The organism is Streptomyces sp. NBC_01707 (assembly GCF_041438805.1).
GTDB lineage: Bacteria > Actinomycetota > Actinomycetes > Streptomycetales > Streptomycetaceae > Streptomyces.
Genome location: NZ_CP109190.1, coordinates 8,359,439 through 8,380,761 on the forward strand (window position 1 = coordinate 8,359,439; position 21,323 = coordinate 8,380,761).

The window sequence follows — 21,323 nt, forward strand, 5'->3', positions numbered from 1 at the left end:
TCCGTACTAAGGGGTCGCAACGTATCCCTGGAGGCATCATGAGCCAGCAGCCGGTCCTTCTGCCCTACGCCGACCCGGCCTTCGTCTCGGATCCCTTCCCGCTCTTCCGGCAGTTGCGCGAGGAGGGGCCGGTACGCCGCGCCGTGATCGCCGGCGGTCTGGAGGCGTGGCTGGTCACGCGGTACGACGACGGTCTCGCGGCCTTGGCGGACCCCCGGTTGAGCAGCGACGTCCGCGACGCCTCGGATCCCCGGTTGCTGCGACAGCTGCCCGTGACGGAACGGGAGTCGATGATCAGCAACATGCTCCGCTCCGACCCGCCCGACCACACCCGCCTGCGCCGTCTGGTCTCCAAGGCGTTCACGGCGCGCCGGGTGGCCGAGCTGCGGCCACGTATCCAGGAGATCAGCGACCGGCTGCTCGACGCGGTCGCGCCGGCCGGCCGGGCCGAACTAGTCGCGGACTTCGCGCTTCCGCTGCCGGTCACCGTGATCAGCGAACTGCTCGGCGTGCCCGTGGAGGACCGGCACGACTTCCAGCGGTGGACGGACGACATGCTCCTGCGAGGGGCGGAACTTCCGGACCCGGCACTCGTGGACGAATCATGGCAGCGGATGCACTCGTACCTGACCAAGCTCCTGGAGACCAAACGGGCCCGGCCCGGGGATGATCTGCTCGGCGCGCTGATCACCGCCAAGGACGAGGAGCAGCAGCTGAACGAGGACGAGCTGATCGCCATGTCCTTCCTGCTGCTGGTGGCGGGATACATCACGACCGTCAACCTGATCGGCGGCGGCATCGCGGCGCTGCTGGCCAACCCCCGTCAGCTCGGGATGCTGCGGGACGATCCGGAGCTGCTGCCGGGCGCGATCGAGGAGTTCCTGCGCTACGACGGACCGGTCAACCCCGGCATCGCCCGGTTCGCGCGCGAGGACGTCGAGATCGCGGGCGTGAACATCCCGTGCGGCGCGACCGTGCTGATCGCCTCCGCCATCGCGGACCGCGACCCGGCGCGGTTCGCCGATCCGGACCGGCTGGACATCACCCGACGGGACACCGCCCACCTTGCGTTCGGGCACGGCATCCACTACTGCCTGGGGGCGCCGCTGGCCAGACTGGAGGGTCAGATCGCCATCGGAACCGCCCTGCGCCGCCTCCCGGACCTCGCGCTTGCCGTGCCGCCGGGCGAGCTGCGCTGGCGGCCGGGCGGGCTGCGGGGCCCCGAGCGTCTGCCTGTCACCTTCGCCTCCGGTGGCGCCGGCTGAGAGCACCGGAATCCGAGAGCGTCCTGGCGCACAGCCCCTCCGCACCGTCTCCCGGCACCACCTCAGCAGTCGCACGGTGCGAGCGAGGGCGACCTGAGACCGCCGTACGTTACGCCTGCGCGGCCGCGAGTTCGCGCACCGTGGCCATGTCGCTGAACGGAATCAGCTGTTCGCCGACGATCTGGTACGGCTCACTGCCCTTGCCCGCAACCAGGACGATGTCTTCCGGACCGGCGGCGGACAAGGCGAAGGCGATGGCCCGGCGGCGGTCTGCGAACCTCTCGAACGGGGTGCCGGTGGCCACGAGCCCAGGCGTGATCTGGTCCATGATCGCCTCGGGGTCCTCGTTCCGTGGGTTGTCCGAGGTGAGGACACACAGATCGGAGTGGGTCCCGGCGATCTCGCCCATCTGCGCGCGTTTGGTGGCGTCCCGGTCGCCCCCGCAGCCGAACACGGTGATGACCCGGCCCGGCGCGAAGTCCCGGATGGCGGAGAGCGCCTTTTCCAGGGCGTCGGGGGAGTGTGCGTAATCCACGATCACGGACGAGCCGTGGGGGGTCTCGAAGCGTTCGAGTCGCCCGGGGACCGGGGGCATTCGGTCGAGTGCGGCAACCAGACCCGCCAGGTCGTGCCCCAGGAGGTGGCAGGCCGCCACCGCGGCCAGCGCATTGGCCACCGAGAACCGGCCGGGCACAGGGATCGCCGCGGGGTACTTGCTCCCCGCGTGGTGGAGGGTGAAACGCGTACCGAAGGCGTTCATGATCAGGTCCGTCGCCCGGTAATCGGCCTCCGCGTCGATACCGTACGTGGTGACCGGGCCCGGCATGATCCGCTTGATCCCGGCCCCCACGGAGTCGTCGGCGTTGACCACGGCGAGCCGGCAAAGCCCCTGGAAGAGGCGGAGCTTGGCATCGCGGTAGTTCTCCATGGTGCCGTGGTCGTCCAGGTGGTCCTGCGTGAGGTTGGTGAAGACCCCCACGTCGATGAACGCACGGTCCACCCGGTGGTTCAGCAGGCCCATCGAGGTGGCCTCCAGGACGACCGTGCCCACGTCGTGGTCGCGCATGTGGCCCAACAGGTACTGGAAGTCCGGCGATTCCGGTGTGGTCAGCACTGAGCGCGGCATCGGGATCAGTTCGTCGCCGATGCGGCTGCCTGATGTCCCGATCACGCCCACCTTCGCGCCTTCGGCGATCCTCAGGACGGACTCGACCATGTACGACACCGAGGTCTTCCCATTGGTACCGGTCACGGCCACCATGTCCATATCCCGACCGGGTTCGCCGTAGTAGCGCGAGGTGACGACCGCCGCCGCCACCCGGGTGTCCGGCACGCGGACGACGCATGCATCGCCTGCCGATGCCCATACTCCCGCCGGGAGATCGGGCGCCGCCCTGTCGACGAGTACCGCCACGGCGCCGCGTGCCAGTGCCGAGCCGACGGCCTCGGGACCCCCTTCCCGATGACCGGGCACGGCGATGAACAGCGAACCCGGTGAAACGCGATGGGCGTCGAAACAGGTCCCTGCGCTGATCCTCGTATCCGGATCGCCGAGGAGGACCTCGTGATCGTGACCGGCCAGCAACTCCCTCAACTTCATGCAGGGTCCTCTCGAAAATGCGCCACGCCCCTTCGGCCGTCGCCGAAGGGGATGCCGGCGGCACGCCGAGGAGCTGCGCGAGTGCGGGGTGCTGCGGAACGCACAGCGAAGGGGGTGGAGAAGCGCTCCATGGGCGGAGCGGAAGCGATGGGAGAACGTGCGGATCAGACCATCGGGACTGAAACCGAGAAGTCCGTGAGTGCCTGGCTAACCGTGACCGTGCAGCGCGCGGCAGAGCGCCTTGGGCGCGACTGGTCCCAGCACGTGAGGGGCCTGTCGCAGGCACTCCCTCACTGCATGTGTGTCGCCCATGGGTGGAGTGTACGTCCCATGGAGCGGCCCCGAATCCGCACTGCTCGCCTCGATCGGTTCGCGTTCGCGGCTGCCTTTCGGTTCGGTGCGCATCCGGGGCTGATCGTGCACCCATGCGCCCGGCGAAGCGGTGGCGTCGCTCAGCGGGAGGTCACCGATGTGGGTCTTTCGCCGGGCACCACCGCGGCGACGCCGGGCGACGAGATCCCGGGCGACGGACGCGGAATCGCCAGAGGTCCTGTTCGGCGATCTTGCTCGGGTGACGTGGTCTGCCAGGTCCACCAACTCTTCGGCTGCCACTGGCACTCGAGCGACACCGGGCATGCGCTGCACAACCCCCTTCACATATTCATCACCTTTTAGACACCCCATCGTCACGGATTGTGTATGCTCCAGGCGCTCTGTCCGCACCACCACTGGGGGGATTCCTCATGCGCATACGCCATGTCATATCCACTGTTGTCGCCGTCGGGACCCTCGCGGTCGTCGTCGCAGCTCCGGCACAGGCAGCCGAGTATTCGTCGGCGCTGAAGATCAAGGGTGTCCAGTACGACGCGCCCGGCACGGACTCCAACAAGTGCTCCACCGGGAACAGCAAGGACGAGTACCTGACGATCAAGAACTACTCGTCGACGGCGACCGTCAATCTCAAGGGCTACGTAGTCAAGGACGCCACCGGCAATCGCTTCACCTTCTCGGCCAGCCACTATCTCCAGCCCGGCGACTACGTGAAGCTGCGGGGCGGCCACGGCACCGACTCCGACGCCAAGAACGTCGTCTACCGGCAGAACTGCAACTTCATCTGGAACAACGACAAGGACACCATCTACCTGTACAAGCCGTCGGGAAGCCGGGCGGACGTCCACTCCTACACCAAGACCGGCAACGACCGCGACCGCAACGGCTACATCACGTACCACGGCTGACGCACTCCTGCTGACCACCGATGGGAACGGCGGCAGAGGGGCGAGTGCTCTGCCGCCGGTTCGGGCGTCCCGCTGTCATCCGGCGTGCCGGTCGGCGGTCGGGGCGCTCTTGTCACGACAGGCGTCCGAAGCGGCGCCGGTGACCCCGTGGAACAGGCCTGCGCCGGTCATCGCGGCCATCCGGTTCGAGGCCTGGCCGTTCCACGGCTCGCTTCCACATCGTCCACTGCGGACCGGGCGGTGTGCTCAGGGGCGGCGCTGCCGCACTGCCCGGTCCGGCCACCGCGCTTACGGTGGTGGGATGGCAGTGATCAACGGTTGGAGGAGGGAAGCACGAGCCCGGCCCGGCGCGGTGGACGCGCTGCTGGCGGCCGTGCTGTTCGCGCTGTCGGGACTGGCTTCTGCCGTGGTGCCGGACGAGCACCGGATTGCGTTCCGGTGGCCGGGCGTGGTGCTGGCGGCGATCGGCTGCGCGGCGTTGATGTGGCGACGTCGCCACCCGTTCGGCGTACTGGCTGTCGCGGTCGGCTGCGGCGTGGCGTTTCAGGTGCTCGGATTCCGGGAGAGTCCGCTGGTGTCCAGCCCGGTCGTGGTGTCCCTCTACACCGTTGCCGTGCGGACCGACCGGCGCACCACCTGGACCACGGCGGCGGCCACGGCTGCCGTCCTGGTGGGCACGGCCCTGTTGTTCACCCCCGGATCGTGGCTTGAGCCGGAGAAGGCGGTGATGCTGGCGTGGACGGCTCTGGCTGCCGCCATCGGCGACGCGGTGCGGTCACGCCACGCCTATGTGGCGGCCGTGGAGGAACGGGCCGAGCACGCGGAGCGGACCCGTGAGCAGGAGGCACAACAGCGGGTGGCGGCCGAACGGGTCCGGATCGCGCGCGAACTGCACGACGTCGTCGCGCACCACATCGCCCTGATCAATGCTCAGGCGGGTGTCGCCGTCCATCTCGCGGAGCGGCAGCCGGAGCAGACACTCGCCGCCCTGGAGACCATCCGGGACACCAGCCGGTCGGCACTGGACGAACTGCGGGCGACCGTAGGTCTGTTGCGGCAGACCGACGATCCGGCGGCGCCACGCGATCCGATGCCGGGTCTGACACAGCTGCCGGACCTGCTCGCGTCGTTCGAAGGTGCCGGACTGGCTGTCAGGCACAGCCAGCGCGGTGTCAGCGAACCGCTGGCGCCGGCGGTGGACCTGGCCGCGTACCGCATCGTGCAGGAGGCCCTGACCAATGTGCACAAGCACGCCGGCGCGGACCACGCCCGATTGTTTCTGCATTACCGCCCCGAATGGCTGACGATCACCGTCGAGGACGACGGATGCGTCGGCCCGCACCACCACCGACCCCGCCAGGGGACCGGCCACGGGCTGATCGGGATGCGCGAGCGTGCGGCCATCGTCGGAGGCACGCTGTACGCGGGAGCCCGCCCGCAGGGCGGCTTCGCCGTGACTGCCGATCTGCCCCTGCGAGCCGGCACCGCAACGGTCGGTCCGGCAGGGGACGGACCGTCGAGGAGAGATGGGTATGACGACCCGCGTACTGCTGGCCGATGACCAGGCCCTGCTACGGGGCACCTTCAGGATGCTGTTCGACGCCGCGGACGACATGGAGACCGTGGGCGAGGCGTCCAACGGATGCGAGGCGGTGGAGCTGGCGCATGCCCAGCACCCCGATGTGCTCCTGATGGACATCCGCATGCCCGAGATGGACGGTCTCGCCGCGACGCGGCTGATCAGCGAATCGGAAGACCTCGCGGGGGTCAAGGTCCTCATCCTGACCACCTTCGAGGACGACGAGTACGTAGCCGAGGCGCTGCGTGCGGGTGCGAGTGGCTTTCTCGGCAAGGGCGCGCGGCCCGAGGAGCTTCTCGACGCCGTGCGCACGGTCGCCGGCGGGGAGGCGCTGCTGTGCCCGTCGGCCGCCCGAGCGCTGATCACACGATTTCTGACGCAGCCGGAAGCGTGCCCGGCAGTCATGCACGAGCGGCTGGCGTGCCTGACGCCACGGGAACGCGATGTCCTGGCACTCGTCGCACTGGGGTTGTCGAACGACGAGATCGCCGATCGCCTGTTCATCAGCCCGCTGACCGCCAAGACCCATGTCAACCGGGCCATGACCAAGCTGGACGCTCGTGACCGGGCCCAGCTCGTGGTCATCGCCTACCAGTGCGGTCTGGTGAGCCCGGCGATGGAGCCGAGCGGTCCGTCGACACCCGTGTAGTCGCCGGCGCGGGTACGTGCGGGGTTCTGTCCCAGCCGTAGGCCGATGCGCCCAGTACCGCGGACGTGGTAGCCGGGAATCGCTGCACGGAGACGATGTGCGAGGGGTCGGTCACGAGCGAGAGTGAGGTGGTGAACGGAGGTTTCGCAATGATCGAAGCCCACTGCCTTACCAAGAGGTACGGCAGCAAGACAGCCGTCGAGGATGTGTCCTTCACGGTCCGCCCCGGCATCGTGACGGGGTTCCTCGGCCCCAACGGGGCCGGGAAATCCACCACCATGCGGCTGATCCTCGGCCTGGACGCCCCTACCGCCGGATATGCCACCGTCAACGGCCGCCCTTACGCGCACCACGCAGCGCCGTTGCACGAGGTCGGGGCGATGCTGGAGGCCCGCGCGACCCACACCGGCCGTACCGCCTACCACCACCTGCTGGCCCTGGCCGCCACCACCGGCATCCCCCGACGGCGCGTGAACGAGGTCATCGACCTCGTCGGCCTGCGCGAGGTCGCCGACAAGAGGGCCGGCGGTTTCTCTCTGGGCATGGGCCAGCGCCTCGGTATCGCCAGCGCGCTGCTCGGTGACCCCGCCACTGTCATTCTCGACGAGCCGGTCAACGGCCTCGATCCGGAGGGTATCCGGTGGATCCGGAATCTTCTCAAGGGCCTGGCGGGGGAGGGGCGAACGGTGTTCGTCTCGTCGCATCTGATGAGTGAGATGGCGGTCACCGCCGAACATCTTGTCGTCATCGGCCGCGGCCGGCTCATCGCCGACACCTCGGTCGAGGAATTCACCCGTAGCGCGGCCCGCACCGTGGTGCGCGTGCGCTGCCCGGACATCGACCGCTTGAAAGGTCTGCTGGCGGGGCCGGACGTCACCCTTACCACCTGTGGGCCGTACACCTTGGATGTAGTGGGCCTGACGACCGACCAGATCGGCTTCACGGCCGCCGACCACGGGCTCACCCTGCTCGAACTCTCTCCCCAGCGGGTCTCCCTGGAGGAGGCATTCATGGAACTGACCCGGGACGCGGTCGAGTACCGCTCCACCACCCCCGGCGAAACGGTCGCAGCAAGGAGCGCGTCATGACCACGATCCTCACGCGCCCGCTCGGCGCGACAGTGCGCCCCGGCAAGGTGACCCCGCTCCGGGTGCTCAGGTCCGAATGGATCAAGCTGCGCACCGTGCGCTCCACGTCGATCACCTTGCTGACCGCCGTGGCAGCGATGGTCGGGCTGGGCATGCTGGTCACCCACCTGCGGGCAGGCGACCTCAACACGCGGGACCTGGCGCACTTCAACGGAGCCGAGGTCAGCCTGAGCATGTACAGGCCCGCACAGTTGGCCATCGGTGTCCTCGGCGTCCTGATGTTCACGGGTGAGTACTCCACCGGATTGATCCGCGCCACCCTCACAGCCGTCCCCAGGCGGCTGTCCATGCTGGCGGCCAAGGCAGCCGTCTTCACCGGCGTCGTCCTCGTCCTGATGACCGCGGCCTCTTTCGCCGCCTTCTTCGGTGGCCAGGCCGTCCTGTCCTCCGCTCACGCTCACCTGTCCATGCGTCTCTCCGACCCCGGGGTCATCCGCGTGGTCTTCGGTACCGCCCTCTACCTCACCGTCGTCGGACTGCTCGGCGTCGCCCTGGGCGCCATCATCCGCAGCTCAGCGGGAGCCATTGCCACACTGGTGGGCATCCTGCTCGTCCTGCCCGGACTGGGAGCCCTGCTTCCGGCCGACTGGGCTCAGCACATCGACCCCTACCTGCCCAGCAACGCAGGACAGGCCGTGCTCTCAATCGTCCCCGATCCCGCGATGGCTCCCTGGACGGGCCTGGCACTCTTCGCCGGATACACCGTCGCCCTCCTGGGCATCGCCGCCTGGCTCCTCAAGCGACGCGACGCCTGACCGGCGTTGCAGGAAGCCGCCGCGCTGCGGACGGAGCCCGCCCACCGTACTCCCGGTCCATGGCCGAAACCGCCGACCCCCATCGGGCTCGTGCACACACCGAAGGCGACCCCACGCCTCAGGACAGCACCGTAGAACAGGCACCGCCCTGGACGTCACCGAGCGAAACCACGATGACGCCCGCGCCTGAACCCGTGGCCGCGCCGACCGCGTGGACCACCCAGCACGGAGAGGACCCATCATGTTCACCTCGCCCCAGGAATGCCGCACGATCCGTGAACTGCTCGCCGGATACGCCCTCAACTCCCTCGCGCCCGAGGAAGCCGCTCAGGTCTGCGCCCACCTGACCACCTGCCCCGCCTGCCGGGACGAGTACGACTGCCTCGCAGCCGTGTCCGCACACCTGCCCCTGCTCCGTGAAGCTCTGGCCCACGACATCAAGCGCCGGCAGCAGAGGTACGTGCCCGCCCCGGCCGAGAGCTGCCACCCCTCACGTCAGCAGCTCCGTCGGCGTCGTCCGACCCGCGCGATCCTGGGCACGCCGCTCACCGTCACCCAGTTGCTGAGCAGGATGCGGGCGTCAGGTGAGCCGGGCGAGCGAGCGGCCAGAAATGCCCCGGCCCCCCGGGCAACGGCAGACGGGGTGGAGGGGCGGGCGACGCCTCAGTCCCTCCGCCCGGTGGTCACACCGTGGCCGTCCGCCGGCTGAGGCCGACGCGATCGACGCCCACGTCCGGGCCGCGGGGAACAGCGGAGGCGGTGAGTGCCGCGGCGCCGGGTCCGACTCGGGCGCACGCGCCCGGCAGCACGGCGACGAGCGAGGTCGCGGACGTACCGTAGGCCCGCACGAGTGCCTGTTCATGGCCTTCGCCGACGTCGGCCGGGAAATGTTCCGGACGACTGGGCCGTACACGTCCGCCGTACCGTTCATCGCTCTCCCGACGGATACGGCGGACTGCCGTTCGGCCGCCTCCCGGTGGCGCCGTCGCACAGCCGGCTGCTTGCTGGTCCCAGGGTCCCCCGGGGAGAGGAAGCGAGTGCTCATGGCGACGCAGAGGACGAAGGGGCACCCGCTGCAGACTCCGCGGGCGGCAGGACTGGCCGGGGTCGTCTTCGCGGTGCTGCTCGCAGCCGCCATCATCCTGATCCGGCTGGCGATCCCCGAAGGCGCCGACGCGGTCACGGTCCGGGGGTTCGACGACTCCTCACGCCGGAACGCGGTGAAGACGGCGCTCGCGCTCGTCCCCTTCGCGGGCATCTTCTTCCTGTGGTTCGTGGGCGTGCTGCGCGCGCACGTCGGGGACGCGGAGGACAAGTTCGTCGCCACCGTCTTCCTGGGCAGCGGTCTGATCTTCGTGGCTTCGCTGTTCGCGGCGGCCGCGGCCGCAGGGGGCGTGCTGTCCGTCGGGGTTCCGTCCGGGAACGACCCGGGGCTGCCGTCCTGGGACTTCGGCCGCCACTTCGCGTACACGCTGCTGACGGACTATGCGATGCGGATGGCCGCGGTGTTCACGCTCACCACGTCGACCTTGGGGTACCGCCTCGGGATCTTCTCCCGGTGGCTCACCCTGCTCGGCCTCCTGGTCGCCCTGACGCTGCTCTTCGTGGCGGCCACCGTCGCCTGGTCCGAGCTGGTCTTCCCGTTCTGGTCACTGATCGTCAGCATCTACATTCTCGTGGTCAGCCGCGCCCCCGGGCCCGAAGCGGCGAAGGTGGCCTGACCGCGGCTGCGGCCCCAGGTTCCGGGCACGCTCACTCCTTCGGCTCTCCTGAGCGAGCGCCGAACCGGCCTGTCCTTCGATGCTGGCGTGGGGGAGAAGACCCGCCGTCCCGTCGCCGAGAAGGCGCGGACGGCGCCGGATCAGGCTGCCGGAAGGGGCGGAGCGTCGATGAGGATTGTCGTCGATCTCAACAAATGTCAGGGATACGCGCAGTGCGCCTTCCTCGCGCCCGATGTCTTCGCCATGCACGGCGAAGAGGCGCTCATCTACAACCCACGGGCCGACGAGGACCAGCACGAGAACGTGGCGCGCGCCGTCGCGGCGTGCCCCGTCCAGGCCATTCTGGCCGACGCGCCGGACACACCGGGAGAGAGGGCTGCCGCGCCGGGCGAGGAGGAGTCCCATGGCCGCTGACGCATTCCTGGCGTGGCTCAGGCGCGAGGGCCGGATCGTGATCGTGGGTGCCTCGCTGGCCGGCCTGCGGGCGGCCGAGACGCTCCGCGACGAGGGCTTCGAGGGGTCGCTCACCATGATCGGTGACGAGCCGTACGAGCCGTACGACCGGCCGCCGCTCTCCAAGTCTGTGCTGCTGGGCAAGGCGTCGCCGGCCCATACCGAGCTGCCCCGGCGCCGATCGGTGGAAGCGAAGTGGCGGCTCGGTGTCGCGGCGACCGGGCTGGACATGGCGGCCAAGCGGGTGCTGCTGGCCGACGGCGACGAGGTGGAGTACGACCGGCTGCTCATCGCGACCGGTGTACGGGCCAGGCCGTGGCCGCGCCCGGCGGAGGCCGAGCTGGACGGCGTCTTCGTCCTTCGGACGCGCGACGACGCGGCCGGACTGCAGCGCCGGCTGATGGCCTCGCCCCGCAGGGTGTTCGTGATCGGCGCCGGCTTCACCGGCTCGGAGATCGCGTCCGCCTGCCGCGCGCGTGACCTCCCGGTCACGGTGGCGGAGCGCGCCGACGCGCCCCTGGTGGGTGCGCTGGGAGGGGTGGTCGGTGCGGTCGCCGCGGAGCTGCACCGCGAGAACGGGGTGGACCTGCGCACCGGCGTCATGGTCACCGGCCTCGAAGGCGACTCGGTGGGGCGGGTGCGCGCCGCTCATCTGTCCGACGGCAGCACCGTCGAGACGGACGTGGTGGTCGTCTCGCTCGGCGCGACCCGCAACACCGAATGGCTGGCCGGATCCGGACTCGGCGCGGGACCCCGCGGGATCGCCTGCGACGCGGGATGCCGGGCCTTCGACTACCGGGGCATCGTGACCGACGACATCTTCGTCGCCGGAGATGTGGCCCGGTCCCCACATCCGCTCTTCGGCTATCAGTTCCTCTCCCTCGAACACTGGGGCAACGCCGTCACGCAGTCCGAGGTGGCGGCGCACAACATGATCAGCTCCAGCACGGACCGCCGTCCGCACATGTGGGTACCGGCCTTCTGGTCGTCCCAGTTCGGGGTGAACATCAAGTCGGTCGGAGTCCCGTCCATGGGCGAGGAGATCCTCATCGCGCAGGGGTCGCTCGCCGAGCGCCGCTTCACCGGTGCGTACGGCTATCAGGGCCGCGTCATCGGTGCGGTCACCTTCGACAACTCACGATGGCTGCAGTTCTACCAGGGGCTGATCGAGACGGCCGCGCCGTTCCCGCCGGCGTTCCTCACCGTGGACCGCCGGCCCGAGGGCCGGCAACCCGTCCCGGCCGACTTCCCGGACCCCTCGCTGCCCACCCACGGGCCGACCGTCACCCTCAGCGGCTACTCGCCCGCCGACCGACGTCTGGTCTTCAAGCCGGCCCACTCCTGACCCCCGGCGGGGCCCGACAGCCCGCTGCCCGACGCCGAAACGGCCCCTTCTGCTCCCACGCCCCGAGGACCCGCCATGACGCAAGCCCCGCTCCTGCGCCAGATCACCGATTACGCCAACCGTGCCGACCCGTACCCGCTGTACGCGGAACTCCGCAGGACCCCGGTGTTCCAGGAGGAGGACGGTGGCCCGTTCGTCATCAGCACGTACTGGGACATCCAGAGCCTGCTCCACGATCCGCGGATCAGCTCCGACGCCGCCAACCTCACCGCGCGCGGCGACGGCCAGTTGACCGAGCAGGAGGAGACGGCTCTGCCGCCCAGCTTCCTGCGGCTCGACCCTCCGGAGCACGACCGGCTGCGTCGGATGACCAACCGTCCGTTCGGCCCGCCGCACAGCCCCAGACGGGTCCACGACATGCGCGGCGAGCTCGACGGGATCGTCTCGGACCTGATCGCCGGCTTCGGGGACACGGACCGGATCGATGTGGTCGACCAGTTCTCGTATCCCTTTCCCGTGACCGTGATCTGCCGGCTGCTCGGGGTGCCGCGGGAGGACGAGGCCCGCTTCCACTCGTGGGCGGACACCATCGCCGCCGGCCTGGACCCGGTTCCGGGCGACGACCCCACCGAGCGGAACCGCGTCACGCACGAGGCCAGGACGCAGCTGGGCATGTATCTGGCGGGGCTGGTCGAGGAGCGCCGCAAGGCACCCGGTGACGACATGCTCTCCGAGCTGGTGACCAGCCATGGACCGGACGGTCCGATGACGACGATGGAGGTGCTCAGCACCGCTGCCCTGCTGCTGATCGCCGGCCATGAGACGACGGTCAACCTGATCACCAACGGGATGCTCACCCTGCTGCGCCACCCGGAGGCACTGCAGAGGCTCCGGGACGACCCGCTCCTCGCCGTCAACATCGTGGAGGAACTGCTGCGTTACGAGCCGCCGGTGCAGCTGGTGCCGCAGCGCACGTGTATCGCGGACATCGAGGTCCGCGGGGTCACCATCCCGAAGGGCTCGTCGATCTGGCTCGTCCTGGCCGCCGGAAACCGGGACCCGGAGCGCTTCGAGGACCCCGAGCGGTTCGACCCGGACCGCAAGGACATCCAGCACCTCGGTTTCGGCAGCGGCATCCACAGTTGTTTCGGCGCACCGCTCGCCAGGCTGGAGGCGCAGCTCGCCCTGACCGAGCTGGCCCGCAGGCTCGACAATCCTCGCCTGGTGGAGGACCCGCCCCCCTACCGGCAGAACGCCGTCCTGCGCGGCCCCCGCCATCTGAACATCACGTTCGACGGCCTGCGCCCCCGGTAGGAGCGAATCGACGTTCCGTCAGCTGTGCACGGTGGTCCGGTGAGTGAACGATCCTCGTCTACGTACACGCCTTTTTGACGGTCCGTCATGAGACGGTACGGAGATGACCTCATCACCGGCACTCGACGGAAGGGCGGCTCTGGTCACCGGGGCCTCCCGGGGCATCGGCCTCGCCACGGCGCAGGCCCTGGGCGAGGCGGGAGCGATGGTCTGCATCACCGCTCGCGACCCCGCGGGAGTGGACGTGGCCGTGGACCGGCTCTCCGCCACCGGCGTCAGGGCGGTCGGCCGCGCCGGCTCGGTCGCGGATCCCGCGCACCTGGCAGCGTGCACGGATCTCGTGGTGCGGGAGTTCGGACGGCTCGACATCCTCGTCAACAACGCCGGGACCAATGCCCCGTTCGGCCCGCTGATGGAGGCCGAGCCCGAGGTCTGGCGTGACGCTTTCGCCGTGAACGTGGAGGCGCCGCTGCGCCTGATCCAGCTCGCCTGGCGGGCATGGATGCGCGAGCACGGCGGAGCAGTCGTCAACATCTGCACCGAGGGCACCTACGGCGTGGGGCCGCAGGTCGGCGCGTACGGCACGAGCAAGGCGGCCCTGCTCCACCTGACCCGCCAGCTCGCTGGTGAGCTGGCGCCCGGTGTGCGGGTGAACGCTGTCTCGCCTGGCCTGGTGCGGACCGAGATGGCGCGATTCGTGTGGGAGCGGGCCGAGGAGCGGATCGCCCGGAGCCTGCCGCTGGCCCGGATCGGCGAACCGGAGGACGTGGCGCGCGCGGTGCTGTGGCTGGTCTCCGATGAGGCGGACTGGGTCACCGGCACGGACCTGCTCGTCGACGGCGGCACGAGGGTACGAGCGGCCGGCCGGGCCGGCTCCGGCATGCCCACGGACGCCGTGGGCGACGTTCTGGCGCGTACGGAGCCGCGGAGCAGCACGTAGCCGCCGACACCGGCGGGCTCGATGCGGAGTGGTGAAGCGACCGCCCGGGCCGCGCGGAGATGTGGCGGAGCCCGCCGCAAGGGCGCCGACCGACGACGGACCTGTCGACCGACGTGCCGGTGGGGCACCCGAAGTCCGGGTGCCCCACCGGCTGTTGGTCACCCGGTCAGCCGGTGAAGCCGGCGGTGATGGAGGTGAACTGCCAGTCGCTCTGGGCGATGCCCGAGCAGGTCTCCTGGAGGCCGCCGCCGGGGCAGCCGTGGTCGCGGTTGACGGACCAGAAGGCGAGGCGTGCGATGTGGTGCGAGTTGGCCCAGTTGCGGATGTCGGTCCAGTTCTGGACGGTGGTGGTCTCCTGGTTGTCGCTGACGCCGTTCATGCCGGAGATGCCGATGTGGGCGTAGGCGGTGGCGTCGTCCCAGCCGAAGGCGGACTTCAGCTTGACCTTGAGGCCCTCGGTCGCGCTGACGGTACTGGCGTACATGTCGGTGGATGCGTTGCCGAAGTCGAAGGGCATGATGGTGAAGACGTCGATGTCCGCGCCCAGGGCCTTGGCCTGGTCGATGAGACGGTTGCCGTAGCTGTTCGGTCCGGTGGTCGTGGTGCCGAAGGTGACGATGGTCTTCAGACCCGGGTTGTTCTGCTTGACGATCTTCAGAGCGCCGAGAATACGGTCCTGCACGACGGTGTTCTCGAATTCGTCCGTGTTCTCGATGTCGATGTCGATCGCCTTGAGCCCGTACGCGTCTATCACCTTCTGGTAGGCGCCGGCCAGCGCCGCCGGGGTGGAGCAGTTCGGGCCGAGCTTGTTGCCCTGCCAGCCGCCGAAGGACGGGACGACGTCACCGCCGGCCGCCCGGATGGCGGCGATGGCCGACTGGTCGACACCGCCGGTCAGCGCGCGCTGGCCGTCCCAGGCCGGATTGCAGCCACCGGAGGACAGGATGAAGGCCATGGTGAACCATTTGACTCCGGTGGCGTTCATCACCGTGCTCGGGGCCGGCGGGTTGCCCCAGCCGAGGTAGAGGTAGGGGGCGGCCTGCTTGAAGCCCGTCCCGCCGCTGCTCCCGGAACTGGTGGTGACGCTCACCGCGTCGGACGCGGCCGAGACGTTGCCGGCCGCATCGCGCGCCTTGACGGTGAACGAGTACGTCGTGCTCGCGGCCAGGCCGCTCACGGTGGCGCCGGTTCCGGTGACGCTGCTGACCTTGGTGCTGCCCTGGTAGATGTCGTATCCCGTGACGCCGATGTCGTCGGTGGCGGCGGTCCAGGAAAGAGTGGCGCTGGAGGAGGTCTTGCCGGTGGACCGGAGGTCGCTGGGCGCGGTGGGTGCCTGGGTGTCGACGCTGCCTCCCGGTCCGTCCAGGGTGATGTCGTCGGCATAGTAAGTGCCCTGGCCGTACCAGCCGTTGAGGTAGATCTCGGCGCTGGTCTGGGACGCGCCGGTGGTGAAGGAGAGCGAGAGCTGGGTGTAGCCGGACGTCGACGTGGTCCAGGTGGAGCTGCCGCCGGTCACACCGAGGTAGACGTAGCTGCCACGTACCCAACCGGACAGCGTGTACGTCGTGTTGGGCTGCACGGCGACGGTCTGGGTGCACTTGGCGTTGTCGCTGTCCCCGGCGGCCCCCGCCAGCGCCTTGCTGCCGCTGTGCACCGGGCTGGACACCACGGAAGCGAGGCCGCCGCTGCACGACCAGCCCGACAGGGTTGCGGATTCGAAGCCGGAGTTGTTGACCAGGTTCGCCGCGGATGCTGTGCCGGGAACGGTCAGGGTGGCTGCTGTACCGAGCAGGACTGCACCTGCCAGAGCGAGCAGGCGTGATCGAGTGCGCACGGGACCTCCGTTGTGGGGACGAGGGACAAACGCGAACCGCGACAGCGTCGACACCGACGCCGGTGACACGAGCGAAAATGGCCTCCCGGCCCGCGGGGGACGGGCCGGGGAAGCGCATGTCGGGCTGGGTCGACAGCTTCCCGAAGTGGCAAATCGCTTGTCAATAGTTTGATTAGGAAACTTTCCTGTTCATCGTGCGGACCTGATCCACTCGGCGCCGTTGCGCTGGGACCGGCGCTGAGCGGACATCAAGTCGACTACCAGACAGGGTCGTTGGATGTTCGAGGCGCGGAGTGGCTCGTGAGGTCAGGCGACGAAGGACGTCAGCCGCGGGGCTGTTCGTCCTCACCCTCGCTGTGCCGGTGGGACTCCCGGCCGTCCGCGATGCGGGCCTCCGCACGCTCCCAGGCTCTGCGATCACCCATGGGCTCATGGCGCCGCAGTTCCTGTGTCTCGCACAGCAGTCGGCGCAGGTCGGACAGGTCACCTGCCACCGCGCCCGCGGTACGGGCCTGCACCAGGACGTTGCCGAGCGCCGCGGCCTCGGCCGGGCCCGCCACCACGGGCAGCCCGCACGCGTCCGCCGTCAGCCGGCACAGCAGCTCGTTGCGGGCGCCGCCGCCGACGATGTGCACGGCGTCGACCGTACGGCCGGAAAGCCGCTGGGCGTCCATGAGCGCGCGGCGGTGGGCCAGGGCCAGTGAGTCCAGCACGCAGCGGGTGGTCTCGGCCGCGTCGCGTGGCACGGGCTGGCCGGTGCGGCGGCAGGCCTCGGAGATCCGCTCCGGCATCCGGCCCGGTGCGATGAACTCCGGATCGCCCGCGTCCACGACCGAGCGAAGGGGGGCGGACTCGGCGGCGCGGCGCAGCAGTTCGTCCAACTCGTAGGTCCGGCCCTGCGACTCCCAGGCGCGCAGGCATTCCTGGAGCAGCCACAGACCCATGATGTTGCGCAGGTAGCGGACGGTGCCGTCCACGCCCAGCTCGTTGGTGAAGTTGGCGCGGCGACTGTCCTCGGTGAGGACGGGCGCATCCAGTTCGAGCCCGGCCAGCGACCACGTGCCGGTGGCGATGTACGCGAAGCGGTCACCGCGTGCGGGTACGCCCACCACGGCGGACGCGGTGTCGTGCGACCCGACGGCGGTCACGGGCACGGGTCCCCCGAGCCCCGTCTCGGCCAGTACCTCCGGCAACAACTGCCCTGCCCGGTCGCCGGGCCGGCGCAGGGGCGCGAAGAGCGAGAGGTCGATTCCGAGGGTGTCGGCGACGGGCCGGGACCAGTCGCGGGCGCGTGGGTCGATCAGCTGGGTGGTGGAGGCGTTGGTCAGCTCGGTGCCGACCTCGCCCGTCAGCCAGTACGAGACGAGGTCCGGGATCATCAGCAGCCTGCGGGCCGCGGCCAGTGCGGGTGTGCCCTGGGCGGCGACCAGCTGATAGACGGTGTTGAAGGGGAGGTGCTGCAGCCCGGTGGCCGCGTACAGAGCGGTGGGCTGCAGCGTCCCGGCGACCTTCGCGATGGCGCTCCCCGTACGGCCGTCCCGGTAGTGCACGGGGTTGCCGATGAGCGCGCCGTCCGCGTCGAGAAGGCCGTAGTCCACGGCCCAGGAATCGATCCCCACGCTCGCCGGGGGCCCGCCCGCGAACCGGCCTGCGGCCTGCAGACCTTCGAGCACGCCGCGGTACAGGGCGAGGATGTCCCAGTGCAGGGTCGAGCCGACCCGTACGGGAGTGTTGGGGAAGCGGTGCACTTCCGTCAGATCGAGCGTTCCGGCGGCCACCCGGCCCACCATCACGCGGCCGCTGGACGCGCCCAGGTCGACGGCTGCGAAGGGGCGGGGATCGGTCGGTGCCACGTCTTGTCAGTCCTTCGTGAGGGTTCGTACGAGCTGTGGTGCGGCGCCGTGCCTGCCCGCACCAGGGCGGAACGGCTCTCCGCGGGCGGCGCGGGCGGTGCCCGGCGGCGCGCCGCGGTGCAGGGCGGCGGCGCGGCAGGACGCCCGCCCCGCACACGGGCGCTACCGCAGGAACGCCGCCGCGACCCCCGCGTCGACCGGCACATGGAGCCCCGTCGTATGACTCAAGTCCCCGCCGGTCAGAGCGAACACCGCGTTGGCGACATGCACAGGGAGCACCTCCCTCTTCAGCAGGGTCCGCCGGGCGTAGAACTCGCCCAGCTTCTCCTCCTCCACGCCGTACACGGCCGCCCGCTTCGCCCCCCAGCCGCCGGCGAAGATACCGGAACCGCGCACCACCCCGTCAGGGTTGATGCCGTTGACCCGGATGCCGTGCTCGCCCAGTTCGGCTGCCAGCAGCCGGACCTGGTGGGCCTGGTCGGCCTTGGTCGCTCCGTACGCGATGTTGTTCGGGCCCGCGAACACGCCGTTCTTGGAGGCGATGTAGACGATGTCGCCGCCGATGCCCTGCGCAGTCATCACCCGCGCCGCCTCACGGGAGACGAGGAAGGACCCGCGGGCCATGATGTCGTGCTGGAGGTCCCAGTCCTCCGCCGTGGTCTCCAGCAGCGGCTTGGAGATGGAGATCCCCGCGTTGTTGACCACCAGGTCGACGCCGCCGAAGGCGAGCGACGCGGCGGCGAAGGCGGCGACGATCTGCTCCTCGGAGGTGACGTCCACGGTCACGGCGACCGCCTTGTCGGGGCCGCCCAGCTCATCGGCCACCACAGTGGCGCTGTCCGCGTCGACGTCGGCGACCACCACGCACGCGCCCTCGGCGGCCAGCCGGTGCGCGATGGCCTTGCCGATGCCGGAGCCGGCCCCCGTCACGAGCGCGACCCGGGTCGCCAGGGGCTTGGACGGCGGCATCCGGCGGAGCTTGGCCTCCTCCAGCTCCCAGTACTCGATGCGGAACTTCTCGGACTCCTCGATGGGTGCGTAGGAGGAGACGGCCTCGGCCCCGCGCATCACGTTGATAGCGTTGACGTAGAACTCGCCTGCCACGCGTGCGGTCTGCTTGTCCTTGCCGAAACTGAACATGCCGACGCCCGGGACGAGGACGATGGCCGGGTCCGCGCCGCGCATGGCGGGGGAGCCGGCGTCGGCGTGCCGCTCGTAGTACGCGCGGTAGTCCTCGCGATAGGCGGCGTGCAGCTCCGTCAGCCGTGCGACCGCCTCCTCCAGCGGGACACCGGCCGGCAGGTCGAGGACCAGCGGACGGACCTTCGTCCGCAGGAAGTGGTCGGGGCAGGAGGTGCCGAGTGCGGCGAGCCGCGGGTGCTCGGCGCGCGCCAGGAAGTCCAGTACGACATCGGAGTCGGTGAAGTGGCCCACCTGCGGGAGGTCGGTGGAGGCCAGACCACGGACGACGGGGGCGAGCGCGGCGGCGCGGGCCCGGCGCTCGTCCTCGGCCGGCGCCCCGTACCCGTCGAGTACCGGCCCGAAGGGTTCCGCCCTGCCACGATCGGCGAGGAACGCCCCGGCGGTGCGGATGATGTGCAGGGAGTTGCGCTCGCACTCCTCGGACGACCCGCCCCAGGCGGTGATGCCGTGGCCGCCGAGGACGCAGCCGATGGCCTCGGGGTGGGCAGCCTTGACGGCCGCGATGTCCAGGCCGAGCTGGAAGCCGGGGCGGCGCCACGGCACCCACACGACCTGGTTGCCGAAGCACTCCTTGGTCAGTGCCTCGCCGTCGGCGGCGCATGCGAGCGCGATGCCGGAGTCGGGATGGAGATGGTCGACGTGGGCGGCCTCGACGAGGCCGTGCATCGCGGTGTCGATGGACGGCGCGGCGCCCCCCTTCCCGTGCAGGCAGTAGTCGAACGCCGCGACCATCTCGTCCTCGCGGTCCACGCCCGGGTACACCCCGGTCAGCGCGCGCAGCCGGTCCAGCCGCAGTGCGGCGAGCCCGTCGGCCTTGAGCGTGCCCAGGTCGCCGCCCGAACCCTTGACCCACATCAGCTCGATGTCGCCGCCGGTCACGGGGTCGGTGGCGGTGCCCTTCGCGGAGGTGTTTCCGCCCGCGTAGTTGGTGTTGCGGGCGTCCGCGCCCAGTCGGTGGGACCGAGCGAGCAGCTCCGCCACGCGCTCGTGAGGTGCGTTTGTCATCACTTGCTTCCTTCGAGTTTCGTCATGGCTTCCTGCCGACGGGGTGCGGTGGGCTCACGTCGCAGGGCTTGCCCCGCGTGGGACGCAAACCGCCGCGGGAGATCGTGGTCCCGCCGCGGCGCCCGCTTCCCGACGCGACAACGGGCGGCCGGCGGTGCCGAACCGGCTGCGGGCGTCGTGCTCGACCCCACTCCACCGTGGTGGCCACGCACGCCGCCCCTCCGTGTTCCCGCGGGAGGCCTTACGCCCCCCAGCCCGCCTGCGTACCGCCGATCCGCTCGGCGACGATCTTCTCCGCCCAGCCGGAACGTCGGTACGCCGCGATCGGGTCCGGGTCGAGGCCCAGTTCCTCGCGCACCTCGGCCAGCAGTGGCCGTACGTCCGTGTTGTACGCGTCCATCAGGACGGCGTTGGCGGTCAGCACGTCCCCGGAGCGCTGCGCAGCGCCGAGCGCCTCGCCGTCCACGAGCAGCGCCTTCGCCGTCGCCTCCTGGACGTTCATCACGGAGCGGATGATGGCCGGAATCTTCGCCTCGATGTTGTGGCACTGGTCGAGCATGAAGGCCACGTCGGGTGTGAAGCCGCCGCCGCGGATCACCTCGTACATGATGCGGAAGAGCTGGAAGGGGTCGGCCGCGCCGACCATCAGGTCGTCGTCCGCGTAGAACCGGGAGTTGAAGTCGAACGCACCGAGCCTCCCTTCGCGCAGCAGCAGCGCGACGATGAACTCGATGTTGGTGCCGGGCGCGTGATGGCCGGTGTCCACCACGACCTGTGCCTTGGGGCCCAGCTTCAGGCAGTGCGCGTACGCGGTGCCCCAGTCGGGGACGTCGGTCGCGTAGAAGGCAGGCTCGAAGAACTTGTACTCCAGCAGCATCCGCTGGTTCTCGCCCAGCCGCTCGTGCACTGCGGCCAGGGCCTCGGCCAGCCGGTCCTGACGGGCCCGGATGTCGTCCTGGCCGGGGTAGTTGGTGCCGTCGGAGAACCACAGCTTGAGGTCGCGCGAGCCGGTCGCATCCATGATGTCGACGCACTCCAGCAGGTGCCCGAGGGCCTTTCGGCGGACGGCAGGGTCGGGGTTGGTGACCGAGCCCAGCTTGTAGTCGTCGTCCTGGAAGACGTTGGAGTTGATGGCGCCGAGCCGGAGTCCGAGCTCCTGCGCGTACGTGGCGAGGTCCGCGTAACCGTCGGAGCCCTCGACCTTGTCCCACGGGATGTGCAGGGCGACGGTCGGGGCAACTCCGGTGTGCTGGTGGACGCGCGCCGCGTCGTCCAGCTTCTCCCGTGGGGTGCGCGGCACGCCGGGCTGCGCGAACACCTTGAAGCGCGTGCCGGAATTGCCGTACGCCCATGACGGCGTCTCGATGGCCTGGGTCTTGAGGGCCGCCTTCACGGCGGATACGGCAGTCATGGATCAGCGC

Annotated in this window: 17 protein-coding genes; 12 read left to right on the forward strand and 5 right to left on the reverse strand. The window is 70.1% G+C overall.

The features are described from left to right. Positions 1-38 precede the first annotated feature (38 nt). Complete coding sequence (locus OG963_RS37470; RefSeq protein WP_319326483.1) at positions 39-1,265, forward strand: cytochrome P450; 1,227 nt, start codon at positions 39-41, stop codon at positions 1,263-1,265. A gap of 109 nt (positions 1,266-1,374) precedes the next feature. Here OG963_RS37470 and OG963_RS37475 read toward each other — a convergent pair whose 3' ends face one another. Next, positions 1,375-2,865, reverse strand: a complete 1,491-nt coding sequence (locus OG963_RS37475) for a UDP-N-acetylmuramoyl-L-alanyl-D-glutamate--2,6-diaminopimelate ligase (protein WP_319740081.1) — start codon at positions 2,863-2,865, stop codon at positions 1,375-1,377. A 743-nt stretch (positions 2,866-3,608) separates the two neighbouring features. Between OG963_RS37475 and OG963_RS37480 the strand changes: the two genes are divergently transcribed. From OG963_RS37480 to OG963_RS37530, 11 genes are all read left to right on the forward strand, one after another. Continuing rightward, positions 3,609-4,103, forward strand: a complete 495-nt coding sequence (locus OG963_RS37480) for a lamin tail domain-containing protein (RefSeq protein WP_362273108.1) — start codon at positions 3,609-3,611, stop codon at positions 4,101-4,103. A gap of 301 nt (positions 4,104-4,404) precedes the next feature. Then, a complete protein-coding gene (locus OG963_RS37485; RefSeq protein WP_051878603.1) occupies positions 4,405-5,664 on the forward strand; it encodes a sensor histidine kinase in 1,260 nt (419 codons plus the stop codon). Then, positions 5,636-6,331 carry a response regulator transcription factor gene (locus tag OG963_RS37490; protein ID WP_030925727.1) on the forward strand — a complete coding sequence of 232 codons (696 nt, stop codon included), beginning with the start codon at positions 5,636-5,638 and terminating at the stop codon, positions 6,329-6,331. Before OG963_RS37485 ends, OG963_RS37490 begins: the two co-directional genes overlap by 29 nt. Before the next feature lie 149 nt (positions 6,332-6,480). Next, positions 6,481-7,419, forward strand: coding sequence for an ATP-binding cassette domain-containing protein (locus OG963_RS37495; RefSeq protein WP_093778407.1), 939 nt, complete (start codon positions 6,481-6,483; stop codon positions 7,417-7,419). Beyond that, positions 7,416-8,234, forward strand: a complete 819-nt coding sequence (locus tag OG963_RS37500; RefSeq protein ID WP_093778409.1) for an ABC transporter permease — start codon at positions 7,416-7,418, stop codon at positions 8,232-8,234. The genes OG963_RS37495 and OG963_RS37500 overlap by 4 nt, the downstream gene beginning before the upstream one ends. A gap of 241 nt (positions 8,235-8,475) precedes the next feature. Continuing rightward, positions 8,476-8,943 (forward strand): anti-sigma factor, encoded by a 468-nt coding sequence (locus OG963_RS37505; protein ID WP_093778411.1) that lies wholly within the window; start codon positions 8,476-8,478, stop codon positions 8,941-8,943. Positions 8,944-9,277: 334 nt separating this feature from the next. Further along, entirely contained in the window at positions 9,278-9,955 is a 678-nt protein-coding gene (locus tag OG963_RS37510; RefSeq protein ID WP_093778413.1) for a hypothetical protein, read from the forward strand. Positions 9,956-10,123: 168 nt separating this feature from the next. After that, positions 10,124-10,369, forward strand: a complete 246-nt coding sequence (locus tag OG963_RS37515; protein WP_093778415.1) for a ferredoxin — start codon at positions 10,124-10,126, stop codon at positions 10,367-10,369. Then, complete coding sequence (locus tag OG963_RS37520) at positions 10,359-11,753, forward strand: NAD(P)/FAD-dependent oxidoreductase (RefSeq protein ID WP_030925707.1); 1,395 nt, start codon at positions 10,359-10,361, stop codon at positions 11,751-11,753. Before OG963_RS37515 ends, OG963_RS37520 begins: the two co-directional genes overlap by 11 nt. Positions 11,754-11,828: 75 nt before the next feature. Then, positions 11,829-13,067: a cytochrome P450 gene (locus OG963_RS37525; RefSeq protein WP_093778417.1), complete on the forward strand. Its 1,239-nt coding sequence runs from the start codon at positions 11,829-11,831 to the stop codon at positions 13,065-13,067. A 103-nt stretch (positions 13,068-13,170) separates the two neighbouring features. Continuing rightward, the gene (locus OG963_RS37530) at positions 13,171-14,007 is read left to right on the forward strand and encodes an SDR family oxidoreductase (protein WP_093778419.1); all 837 of its coding nucleotides are present in this window, start codon (positions 13,171-13,173) and stop codon (positions 14,005-14,007) included. A 166-nt stretch (positions 14,008-14,173) separates the two neighbouring features. On the opposite strand, the gene OG963_RS37535 is transcribed toward OG963_RS37530, so the two are convergent. The 4 genes from OG963_RS37535 to rhaI form a co-directional block, all read right to left on the reverse strand. Continuing rightward, entirely contained in the window at positions 14,174-15,841 is a 1,668-nt protein-coding gene (locus OG963_RS37535; RefSeq protein WP_371799898.1) for a carbohydrate binding domain-containing protein, read from the reverse strand. Positions 15,842-16,164: 323 nt separating this feature from the next. Further along, complete coding sequence (locus OG963_RS37540; RefSeq protein WP_093778532.1) at positions 16,165-17,631, reverse strand: rhamnulokinase family protein; 1,467 nt, start codon at positions 17,629-17,631, stop codon at positions 16,165-16,167. Between the two features lie 225 nt (positions 17,632-17,856). After that, on the reverse strand, positions 17,857-19,902 hold the full coding sequence (locus OG963_RS37545) for a bifunctional aldolase/short-chain dehydrogenase (RefSeq protein ID WP_093778423.1): 2,046 nt from the start codon (positions 19,900-19,902) through the stop codon (positions 17,857-17,859). 241 nt (positions 19,903-20,143) lie between these two features. Further along, entirely contained in the window at positions 20,144-21,313 is a 1,170-nt protein-coding gene (gene rhaI, locus OG963_RS37550; protein WP_030925695.1) for an L-rhamnose isomerase, read from the reverse strand. Between the last annotated feature and the right edge of the window lie 10 nt (positions 21,314-21,323).

Coding starts and splice junctions, on each gene's coding strand:
- OG963_RS37470 (WP_319326483.1), top strand. CDS start 39: ATGAGCCAGCAGCCGGTCCTTCTGCCCTACGCCGACCCGGCCTTCGTC.
- OG963_RS37475 (WP_319740081.1), bottom strand. CDS start 2,865: ATGAAGTTGAGGGAGTTGCTGGCCGGTCACGATCACGAGGTCCTCCTC.
- OG963_RS37480 (WP_362273108.1), top strand. CDS start 3,609: ATGCGCATACGCCATGTCATATCCACTGTTGTCGCCGTCGGGACCCTC.
- OG963_RS37485 (WP_051878603.1), top strand. CDS start 4,405: ATGGCAGTGATCAACGGTTGGAGGAGGGAAGCACGAGCCCGGCCCGGC.
- OG963_RS37490 (WP_030925727.1), top strand. CDS start 5,636: ATGACGACCCGCGTACTGCTGGCCGATGACCAGGCCCTGCTACGGGGC.
- OG963_RS37495 (WP_093778407.1), top strand. CDS start 6,481: ATGATCGAAGCCCACTGCCTTACCAAGAGGTACGGCAGCAAGACAGCC.
- OG963_RS37500 (WP_093778409.1), top strand. CDS start 7,416: ATGACCACGATCCTCACGCGCCCGCTCGGCGCGACAGTGCGCCCCGGC.
- OG963_RS37505 (WP_093778411.1), top strand. CDS start 8,476: ATGTTCACCTCGCCCCAGGAATGCCGCACGATCCGTGAACTGCTCGCC.
- OG963_RS37510 (WP_093778413.1), top strand. CDS start 9,278: ATGGCGACGCAGAGGACGAAGGGGCACCCGCTGCAGACTCCGCGGGCG.
- OG963_RS37515 (WP_093778415.1), top strand. CDS start 10,124: ATGAGGATTGTCGTCGATCTCAACAAATGTCAGGGATACGCGCAGTGC.
- OG963_RS37520 (WP_030925707.1), top strand. CDS start 10,359: ATGGCCGCTGACGCATTCCTGGCGTGGCTCAGGCGCGAGGGCCGGATC.
- OG963_RS37525 (WP_093778417.1), top strand. CDS start 11,829: ATGACGCAAGCCCCGCTCCTGCGCCAGATCACCGATTACGCCAACCGT.
- OG963_RS37530 (WP_093778419.1), top strand. CDS start 13,171: ATGACCTCATCACCGGCACTCGACGGAAGGGCGGCTCTGGTCACCGGG.
- OG963_RS37540 (WP_093778532.1), bottom strand. CDS start 17,631: ATGGTGGGCCGGGTGGCCGCCGGAACGCTCGATCTGACGGAAGTGCAC.
- OG963_RS37545 (WP_093778423.1), bottom strand. CDS start 19,902: ATGACAAACGCACCTCACGAGCGCGTGGCGGAGCTGCTCGCTCGGTCC.
- rhaI (WP_030925695.1), bottom strand. CDS start 21,313: ATGACTGCCGTATCCGCCGTGAAGGCGGCCCTCAAGACCCAGGCCATC.